This is a genomic window from Spirulina sp. CS-785/01, from assembly GCF_028330525.1.
In the GTDB taxonomy this organism is placed as follows: Bacteria; Cyanobacteriota; Cyanobacteriia; order Cyanobacteriales; family Spirulinaceae; genus JAQMSD01.
The window spans coordinates 1-9,569 of the sequence record NZ_JAQMSD010000096.1 but is presented as its reverse complement, the minus strand read 5'-3'; the positions used below and the strand labels follow the sequence as shown (position 1 = coordinate 9,569).

Here is a 9,569-nt window from a genome sequence, read left to right as displayed (position 1 = left end):
TGAAACCCAAGGCTAAGAGCTTAAACCCGTTAAAAACGGGTTGAGGAGAGAGGGGGGAGATTTTACTCTATTGCAGTCACTTTAATACGCCTTGGGTTGAAACCCAAGGCTAAGAGCTTAAACCCGTTAAAAACGGGTTGGGAGACGAACAAGTAGGGGCAATTCATGAATTGCCCCTACTACTGTCAGGGATGAAAGAAGCTCGCAAGGGAGTTTACTACGAACCGATAAATAATATCTGAATGCTTACCAGACAAGTTATCTTAACTTTAATCAATGAGCATACTGTTTACTGCCATATATCTGCGTTAGAAGCCGAAGCACAAAAAATATTTTTGATTTATCTGCATAAAAAATCTGACCTCGGCCTAGGGAGTTATTAGAAGTCAATTTTGCACGAGGTTTTTAACCATGATTAATAAATTTGCGATCGCCGTTTTCGGTTGGGCGGCTACTTCTGCTTGCGCTGCTACACTGTTTGTTCAACCTGCCCAAGCAGGAACATTAGTTGGAGATTGGTACTATAGCCCCGATTCTATTAATGACAGTATGGCTGGTGCAGATGTTGGAGGGACAAAGTACGAAATCCACAATATGGCAATGCAGCAAACGAGTGATGAGGTCATTTTTGCCATCAATAGTAATTTGTCTCTGTCAGGGACTGGAAGCCAATATGCTCATGATGGCCATATTGCTTGGGGCGATTTATTCATGAATTTCACGGGACAATCTCTTGATGCTGCGAATAATGCCGGAGAGTTATTCGGAATTCGTTTTGCGTCTAATAATGAATCTGATGCACCGAGTTTAGGGTTGTACAGCAATGCGACAGGAAAAGATATCGTTCGGGCGAATGGCCTGCTGTTAGATGATTTAGCGGATTACAATAACTGGATCGAGCGTCATGGCGGTGATCCGAGTATCGGTGATTTAAGCGCGACAGACCCCTATTTTAACCAAAATCGTCATATCCAAAATGTAATTGCCTCTGGTACGAGAATTGGTGATGTGAATATTGTGGATGATCTGAGTAATTTAGGGCTTGATTTCGGTCAGTTTGGGGCAACCGGAAATCATACGTTTGCTTTTAGTGTTGACCGCGAGTTATTGCCCGATGGGGAGTTTCTCGCCCATCTAGGACCTGAATGTGACAATGATGTGATTGCCATGGACGGTGAACTCGAAGAAGTTCCCGAACCGACTACTGCATTGGCTTTAGGGGCTGTGGGTTTACTGGTAGGTGCGTCTCGTAAGCGTCGTCAAGGGGATGATGCCAGTTAATTTGGGCTGGACTGGGTATTACGACTCCGTGGGTAATGCCCAGTTTTCTTAGGTTACAGGATGGTTGGTGTGAAGTTTCTGGATTTTTTTTTCAGAGTTTGCATAAAAATACGATTTTGCCCCAGAGAGAGTAATAGAAGCGAATAAAAATAGCACATTTTCCCTCTAGGATATGTTTCTCAAACTCGCTTCCTTGGTGATCAAACAAGGGGGCAAGTAGGGGAGGAATATTGATAGGGATGTGCTTGAAATCGTCTCATTTTGAAGACAAGGAGACTAATATGAATTGTTTCATTTCTCGAATGACCGCACTGTTGAGTTTAGCTGCTACTTCTGCTTGTATTGCAACTCTGTTTACACCATCTGCTCAAGCAGGAACATTACACCAAGGTTGGAATTACGCGGTTGATTCTCCCGAAGATAGTTTGGGAATTGGACAAGTTGGCGGGACTAAGTTTGAACTCTACAGTATGGCACTCAAACAAACTGAGGAGCGAGTTTTTGTTGCGTTAAATTCTAATATGCCTTGGAATGGCGTTTATGAAGCAGGGGCGGCAGATCGCCATGTCGGTTACAGTGATTTATTGTTTAACTTTACTGGCGAAAATCTCAGTTCTGCCAATGCCAACAGTAGTTTAATTGGGGTTCGCTTTTCTGACAATAATGACTCGGGTGCGCCTAAATTAGGGGTTTATAGTAATGTCAAGGCTCATGATCAAGCACTGGCTAATGATAACCCCCAAGGCAGTTTACAAGGGTATATCAATTCAGTGAATAAGTATGGCAAAACAGCGTCAATTGGAGACTTGGCAGTTAATAACCCCTATTTTGATTTAAATCAGCATATTCCCACATTAATGACTTCAGTGCCTCTTGAGAATTGGATGGGAGATATTGAAGTGTTAACGGACTTTAGTGGTTTAGGTTTAGATTCAAACTATTTGGGGTCTAGCGGTCAATACACTTACGGTTTCAGTTTTGCTCGTGATTTACTTCCTGAAGGAGATTTTATTGCTCATCTGAGTTTAGATTGCAATAACGATCATATTGCTCTGATGGGAACGATGGAAGAACAAGAATCTGTTCCCGAACCGACAACAGCTTTTGCATTAGGTGCAGTTGGGTTACTGGTAGGTGTGTCTCGTAAGCGTCGTCAAAAGGATGATGTCAATTAAGTGGTGTTGATCTGGGCATTACATATTCTACATAATGCCCAGTCTCTTAACTTTATTCAATGGGCTTTAATTTTTGCCAAGAGTTTGCATAAAAATACGATTTGGCTCTAGAGAGAGTAATAGAGTTGAACCCAAAGAGTGTGATTTCTCGTTAAGCTGTTTGTCATCTAAACTCAAACATCAAGAATTCCAGAAAACCTGTAGTGCGACCATCTTGGTCGCTACCGTATCCCAATTTAAATGTGTGACAGCTTAAGCATATTTTTTCAAGTTTTCAAGTAAGCCAATGCAATCTAATTTTAGGAGTTTTAAGCGATGAAACACAATCAATTATTCCTCAAGGTTTTAGGAGGAGCAGTGGGATTATGTCTTTGTGCTGGAACAGCTAATGCGGTGACTCTTACCCATATTTCCTCAGATCAAGAAATGAATGAGTTAATGGATGATATTGCGTTTGTTGCAGAAGGACGGATTGGTGATTTAGACGGTTTCGCAACCCATGAATTAAATCTTCATGAATCTGATCCCGGCCAACCGGATATTACTGACCAATTTAATTGGCAAAATGGGGTGACAGAGCAGTTTGAATTATCTTACGATGCCACATCCCAGTTAGTGAATTTTAATATTGGCGATCGCACCTTAACCCATACTTACGATGACCCCTTTTCCGATATCTTCCTACGAACTCGTGCAGTCAATGAAGGAAGTGATATTCGGGTTGATAACCTCTTTCTAGACGGAGTTGCGTTGAACGATGCGTCCCATGCGGTTGCGGAAACCGGAGGACTCGATATTCTACGCATTGCGGATATCGAGGAGAATTTCACCCTCACGGGGGATGCAACCATGAATTGGGAAGATACAGAGACACCTCCTACTCAGTCTCGTTTGGCCTTCCAAGTCAAAATTTCTGAACCTTCCCCTGAACCCGAACCTCGCAAGGAAATTCCCGAACCTAGCACTGTGGTGAGTTTAGTTGTCTTAGGTTTAACGGGGGTAGGGATGCGTCGAACGGTTCATAACCAGTAAAGGAATTAACTCCCTTGGTGGACACTGAGAGGTTTATCAGGACTTAGCAAAAAAATTGCGGGAGTGCTGCATAAAATTCCTCATTCCACCTAGAGAGTTAATTAAGGACGAACACAATCATCAAGGAGACTCAGTAATGACTTCCCATTCCCAATCCCGCAATTCTTACCACAATGTTACAGAAGCATTAGCCATTGAAGAAATTGAGCGACAATTAGCAAAACTTCCTGTAGAAGTGACTCAATCTATTAATAAAACCGATGCCATTGCTTATGCCTTAAATCGTCTTCCCTCCATGTATGCAACCAGTCAGGAAGGCTACGATTGGCAGAAGAAACGCGCTCAAGAAAGTTTCACTCGTTTGCTCGCTCATGCTGCCAAATGGGGGATTAAGGCCGCTCAACGGAATCAAAAATATTTTTCTACCCCGTTACCTTCTCCCCACCCTACAGAAGACCAATTACAAGCGTTACGCACTGTATTGGGACGGGAGGACTTGGACTGGGAGAATTTAGTCCCAGTGGTGGAACAGTCTCTCAGACAAGCACGCAAGACCAATGTGATTTACTTTCCTTCTCCTCAATCTTTCGCTCACCACAGTAGTTAATGGATGGTTGCAATGAGTTCTTTTAGTTCTGTTTCTTATTTTACCCCTCACCCGTCGGTTCATTCTCCCCTTAAACGGTTGCTGGATATTTTGGGGAGTTTGCTGGGATTATTCCTGTTAGGTTTAATTTTTCTTCCGGTTGCGATCGCAATTAAACTCGATAGTCCTGGCCCCATCTTCTTTCGACAACAACGCTATGGCCTCTATGGCCAACCATTCCAACTCTACAAGTTTCGCTCCATGGTGTCCAATGCAGAAGCATTAAGACGAGGATACCCCACTCACACCACAGGGTTTCTGTTTAAAGATGCGGGTGATCCCCGAATTACCAGAGTAGGTCATTGGTTACGTCGCACCAGTCTCGATGAATTTCCTCAATTTTGGAATGTTCTCAAGGGCGAAATGAGTTTGGTGGGCACTCGTCCCCCCATTGGAGAGGAGGTTGTTCAATATACTTCATACCAATGGCAACGATTAAATGTTAAACCTGGATTAACGGGAGAATGGCAGGTGAATGGACGCTCTCAAGTCAAAAACTTTGAGAAAATTGTTGCGCTTGATCTCCGTTATCAAAACCGTTGGACGGTGGGATATGACTGTCGGATTCTCCTCAAAACCCTCTGGGTTGTTCTCGGCCAAGTGGGGGCATTTTAGAAATCGGTTAGAATAGCGTTCAGGTTGTAAAAATTTTTGTAAAATTTTCCTTAGTCTGTCGAAAAACTGCTCTTTGGTCTTGAATCTAGGTTATGTTGAAGTGATTTTTTACACAAAAATTGGATAAAAAACAATGTTTTCTATTTTTATTCTCACCCATAATGAAGAACTCGATATTGCGGATTGTATTCAGTCGGCATTATTATCTGACGATGTAATTGTGGTGGATTCGTTTAGCAGCGATCGCACCGTACAAATTGCCCAACAATACCCCGTGAAAGTGGTGCAAAATGAGTTCATTTCCCATGGCAAACAACGAACTTGGATGTTAGAAAATATCCCCACAAAATATGATTGGATTTATATTCTAGAAGCAGATGAACGCTTGACTCCAGAACTTTTCAAAGAAGCCCTGCAAGCCATACAAAACCCCAATTACATCGGGTATTATGTGGCAGAACGAGTAATGTTTATGAATCGCTGGATTCGTCACAGTACCCAATATCCCCGTTACCAGTTACGATTATTACAAAAAGGGTATGTTTGGTTTGAAGATTATGGTCATACAGAACGAGAAGTCTGTTATGGAGAAACCGGATTTTTAAAAGCCACTTATCCCCATTATACTTGTAGTAAAGGCTTTTCTCGTTGGCTAGATAAACATAATCGCTATTCCACCGATGAAGCAAAAGAAACCCTTTGGCAATTACGACATAGGTCGGTGCATTGGTCTAATTTATTTTTAGGTAAAACCGAAGTTGTGCGACGCAGGGCTTTAAAAGATTTATCCTTACGTCTGCCACTCCGGCCTTTAATCCGCTTTTTTTATATGTACTTTATTTTAGGCGGAATTTTAGATGGGTATGCGGGGTTTGCTTGGTGTACCTTACAAGCCTTTTATGAATATATGATTGTTCTCAAGGTCTGGGAGTTAAAACAAGCCGAAAAAAAAGCCAGAAAGCCAAATTTAACCCCTCAAACCCCGTCTCAGCAAAAATCTTTATTACATACTCACTCTTGATCTCAATAAATAATCTTGTCAGCATTCAGCCGTCAGCATGAGCGCGTTTAGCCTTTAAACCAGTAAAATTAAGTCAGGAATCCTCTTTGAGAGAACTTTCCTTAGGAGGCAGGGATTTTCAATCTCTGACGGTGTAAGGGTTCAATAGTTATCAACCCATAACTCTAGAATCTACATTGAGAGTGAAGCCAAGTCCTTAACCCACAGAGGATAATAGCTTTGGTTTGCATGGGATAGAAAGAAACACGATGACACAAGTGTCTTTGTCTGAATTAATCGAGGCCGCCAAACAAGGCCAACTGGTGAGTTTCCCCACCGATACAGTCCCCGCTTTAGCGACTTGTCCCCCGTCGGCGGCCAAAATTTTTGCGGCGAAACAACGCGCTCAGACGAAACCTCTGATTCTTATGGGGGCGAGTTGGGAGGATTTGTTGCCTTATGTACAAGGGACAGCAGAAGAAGTAACGCTCTGGCAAGCCATGGCTCAACAGTATTGGCCTGGAGCATTAACCCTAGTCCTCCCCGCTTCTCCCCGTCTCCCCAAAACCCTCAACCCCCAAAACCCCACCACCATTGGCCTACGTATTCCGGCTTCTCCCTTGGCCTGTGAAATTTTGGCCGCTACTCAACCCCTTGCTACCACTAGCATTAATCGGTCTGGAGAACCCCCGCTCGAAACCTTAGCGGCTATTGAAACCGCTTTTCGGGAGATTTATACCCTCAAGCATCCCGATGTACCACGAGACGCAAAAATGGGGAGTGGCCTGCCCTCAACTGTGGCAAAATGGACGGGGAAAGGGTGGGAGATTCTCCGTCAAGGGAGTGTTGTCTTGCCAGAACTATCACCATAGGGACATGATATGCCGAATGAGGATATTGATACTTTAAAAGCTGAATTAGAACGAACCCGTCTTGCTTATCGTCAGGCCATTCAGACTGGCCAGTTAAAGGCTGGTTTTTTGGCTCGGACTTCCCATGAATTGCGATCGCCCCTCAATAGTCTCATCGGCCTCCATCAGTTAATCATGGCCGGGTTATGCGAAAACCCTGAAGAAGAACGGGAATTCATCGAGCAAGCCCACCAAGCGGCTTTCCGCTTGTTAAAACTGCTCGATGAAGTGATTTATATTGCTAAATTAGAATACGGCTCTCACCAGTTAGAGATTGAAACCCATCCCCTCAGTTCGATTTTCCAACAAGTGGAACAACAAATCCACCTACAAGCCGCTAATCGCAGTTATCCCTTAACGATTACTCAACCGGAGTCAGAGCTTTTTGTCAAAGCCGATTTTAAGCGGTTGGTGCAGGTGTTGATTAGTCTGCTGGATGCGGGAATTGCGAAAATGCAAGAAGGGAGTCTTGCCTTAACGGCTCAAGATGCGGAGGAGCAAAGTTTTGTAGAAATCTTGATCGATATTCACTCCCCCTACTGCATTTGGAGTGAACCTCTAGATAAAATGCAAGAACAGTTACCGGAAATTACCCCGGAACGGGCTAAGACGCTTTTAGAAAAGCCCGTTCCTTCTCCAGAGATGAATTGGATTTTAAGTCAAGATTTACTGGCCTCCATGAAAGGACAACTGAATCTAGTGGCAACGCCTACAGAGGAGAAGGAATTTACACGCTTACGCTGTTTAATTCCTCGGTCTGAGGCTGAAATTCCGACGTAACAAGGCGATTTGCTGAGTTATGCAAGACCATGGTGGTTGTGCCGTTTTCTTGGAAGCCGATGCGCTCGTAAAAGGATTGTTGGTAGGTGGTCATTAAGTAGGTGCGTTCAACCCGGTTCATTTTGGGATGACTGATTAATGTTTCTACTAATTTGCGTCCCAGTCCTAACCCTTGATAGTCGGGATGAATGACAACATCCCAAATGGTGGCCCGGAATACCCCGTCTGAGGTGGCACGGGCAAAGCCGATTAATTTGTCGTCGTCCCAAACACTAATGACTGGATCACTATTGGCGATCGCAATTTGTAAGTCTTCCAAGTTACGGTCAGCCGCCCAAAATGCTCCCACTTGAAATAAACGTTTTAATTGCTCGAGATCCAGAGCGTTTGGACAATCCCGAAATTGGATGTGGCGACAATCCATAATTCAATAACCCCTAATACAGTCGTGACTACACGCGCCTAGCTCTGTAGCTTACTACATTTCTAAGCGAGCGTTGGTAGTATTTTTTTTATCCACGAGAACTCAGTTTTGAATGAGTGGTGAACAAAAAAGTCTGATCGCTTTTCTTGTGTTGAATTGTAGCGAAATTAACAGACAAATCAAGGGTTTTTAAAGGGAAAATTGTTGCTATTTCCTGACATTTGGGTTTGGGGAGTTGTTCTTTGTTCTTCCCCGAAAGCCCTCTGCCTTCTGCCTTTGATGATCACCTACCCAGAAAAATATCCCCTGTCTTTCCCTGTTGTGAGGAAGAGCAGAGGAAATGGAGAGGATTTTTTGGTAAACCTAAAGACGAATAGAAAGCGACTTTATTCTTCGTCGTCTTCATCCTCATCGGTGGGATACACAAAGCTGGTGGAACGTCCAGTTAATACAGATTTGCCTTGAGAGAGGGCTTTTTCTGCGGCAAAAGCGGCTTTGCGCTTCCAAGTCGCTTTCCGCATATCGCGTTTAGATTTGGAGGTTTTCTTCTTGGGAACTGCCATGACGGGTGTTGTTTATCTAATTTTACCGATCCGCCATTTTATCACAATTTTAGGGTGAAGGGAAGAGTACAGTCCGGCGATCGCACACACTTTTTCAGAATTGTGATGTTATCCCAATCGGCTTTAAGAGGTTTAGCATGGACTCCTAGCCAAGCAGTCTTGAGCCAGTCAATTAAGGGCAATGTGGTGGATAACGGCTAAGTTTTCTATAGCCGAGTCCACTTTTTGGTCTCTGGAGTTGGAGAAAAGGAGGGTTTCTCCCTCGGGGGTTGCAGCGACAATTCCAGCGACGGCCTCTTGGACAATGTAACGGTGACAATCCTCAATAATTTTAATGTACTATTAATAGTCTCTTTTGCACCCAGCACGACGGAGTGGGGAAAAATATTAAATTTAGGTTATCTGGACTTTATTAAGAATTAAAAATTTAAGTTTTTTATCAAATCTGAAAAAGAGTCATCACTTTTTTATCAATGACGGTCGCCATCTTTAAATAAAGACGTTATCATGGAATGGCAAAAGTTTAAGATACAATTCCTTTATTTTCTGCCATGAGTAACCAAACCAGAGAACGAACCGAACAAAAACGCAATCCTGGAAAAGTCAATACTAACAGTGATGCATTTGACTTTGACCTATGGGCGAAAGAAGTCCGAAATCAAATGTTAGCGGTTTTACAAAAGCGGTCAAGCAATTAATCTGTTTCCTTAGTTTCTCAGCAACTTCAAATAAACCGTGTTTATACTTAGCACTCCGGGGTAAAGAGATAATTCTTTTTGCCCTACCTTTTTGTCCCCTATTGCCCTGTCTAGGTTATCTTGTAGCGTTTTCTCAGGGGAGAGGTTTCGGGGGTGAGTGGCGGCCAGAAAACTCAAGAATTGGGTGGGATAACCAACCCACAATGCGATAGTATGGCTCAATATTCCGTATTTTTGGGGAGACCGCGAGGTGTGAAAAAGAGGTATGAAAAACGAGTCTTGCAGATGCACAGATTGAAGATTAATTGACATCTCCCGCGCTGAAAGACGCGGGATTCTTCTCATCCCAGAATTAGTTTCAAGGAAGGAAGCGTTTTAGAGTTACGACTGCCCACCGCAACTGACTCAATAGCAATCCGTTTGATCAAAACGGCACTATTTTCA

The 9,569-nt window shown here is 43.3% G+C and carries 11 protein-coding genes; 9 read left to right on the top strand and 2 right to left on the bottom strand.

The genetic code is table 11. From position 1 onward, the window contains the following. The first annotated feature begins 411 nt into the window (after nt 1-411). The 8 genes from PN462_RS05530 (at nt 412) to PN462_RS05495 (ending at nt 7,440) form a co-directional block, all read left to right on the top strand. Nucleotides 412-1,281: a PEP-CTERM sorting domain-containing protein gene (locus PN462_RS05530; RefSeq protein ID WP_272127020.1), complete on the top strand. Its 870-nt coding sequence runs from the start codon at nt 412-414 to the stop codon at nt 1,279-1,281. Between the two features lie 281 nt (nt 1,282-1,562). Then, nucleotides 1,563-2,456: a PEP-CTERM sorting domain-containing protein gene (locus PN462_RS05525; RefSeq protein WP_272127019.1), complete on the top strand. Its 894-nt coding sequence runs from the start codon at nt 1,563-1,565 to the stop codon at nt 2,454-2,456. A gap of 315 nt (nt 2,457-2,771) precedes the next feature. Beyond that, nucleotides 2,772-3,488, top strand: a complete 717-nt coding sequence (locus tag PN462_RS05520) for a choice-of-anchor W domain-containing protein (RefSeq protein ID WP_272127018.1) — start codon at nt 2,772-2,774, stop codon at nt 3,486-3,488. Nucleotides 3,489-3,624: 136 nt separating this feature from the next. Beyond that, nucleotides 3,625-4,095, top strand: coding sequence for a late competence development ComFB family protein (locus PN462_RS05515; RefSeq protein ID WP_272127017.1), 471 nt, complete (start codon nt 3,625-3,627; stop codon nt 4,093-4,095). Between the two features lie 12 nt (nt 4,096-4,107). Continuing rightward, the gene (locus PN462_RS05510) at nt 4,108-4,749 is read left to right on the top strand and encodes a sugar transferase (protein ID WP_272127016.1); all 642 of its coding nucleotides are present in this window, start codon (nt 4,108-4,110) and stop codon (nt 4,747-4,749) included. 133 nt (nt 4,750-4,882) lie between these two features. Beyond that, on the top strand, nt 4,883-5,770 hold the full coding sequence (locus PN462_RS05505; RefSeq protein WP_272127015.1) for a glycosyltransferase family 2 protein: 888 nt from the start codon (nt 4,883-4,885) through the stop codon (nt 5,768-5,770). Nucleotides 5,771-6,018: 248 nt separating this feature from the next. Further along, nucleotides 6,019-6,621 carry an L-threonylcarbamoyladenylate synthase gene (locus PN462_RS05500; RefSeq protein WP_272127014.1) on the top strand — a complete coding sequence of 201 codons (603 nt, stop codon included), beginning with the start codon at nt 6,019-6,021 and terminating at the stop codon, nt 6,619-6,621. A gap of 9 nt (nt 6,622-6,630) precedes the next feature. Beyond that, a complete protein-coding gene (locus PN462_RS05495) occupies nt 6,631-7,440 on the top strand; it encodes a sensor histidine kinase (protein WP_272127013.1) in 810 nt (269 codons plus the stop codon). On the opposite strand, the gene PN462_RS05490 is transcribed toward PN462_RS05495, so the two are convergent. Both PN462_RS05490 and rpmF read right to left on the bottom strand, forming a co-directional pair. Next, nucleotides 7,388-7,864, bottom strand: coding sequence for a GNAT family N-acetyltransferase (locus PN462_RS05490; RefSeq protein WP_443029073.1), 477 nt, complete (start codon nt 7,862-7,864; stop codon nt 7,388-7,390). The two genes, PN462_RS05495 and PN462_RS05490, sit on opposite strands and share 53 nt — an antisense overlap. A 386-nt stretch (nt 7,865-8,250) precedes the next feature. Continuing rightward, nucleotides 8,251-8,427 carry a 50S ribosomal protein L32 gene (rpmF, locus tag PN462_RS05485; protein ID WP_272127011.1) on the bottom strand — a complete coding sequence of 59 codons (177 nt, stop codon included), beginning with the start codon at nt 8,425-8,427 and terminating at the stop codon, nt 8,251-8,253. 551 nt (nt 8,428-8,978) lie between these two features. Here rpmF and PN462_RS05480 point away from each other — a divergent pair. Then, nucleotides 8,979-9,125: a hypothetical protein gene (locus PN462_RS05480; protein ID WP_272127010.1), complete on the top strand. Its 147-nt coding sequence runs from the start codon at nt 8,979-8,981 to the stop codon at nt 9,123-9,125. Nucleotides 9,126-9,569: the final 444 nt, after the last annotated feature.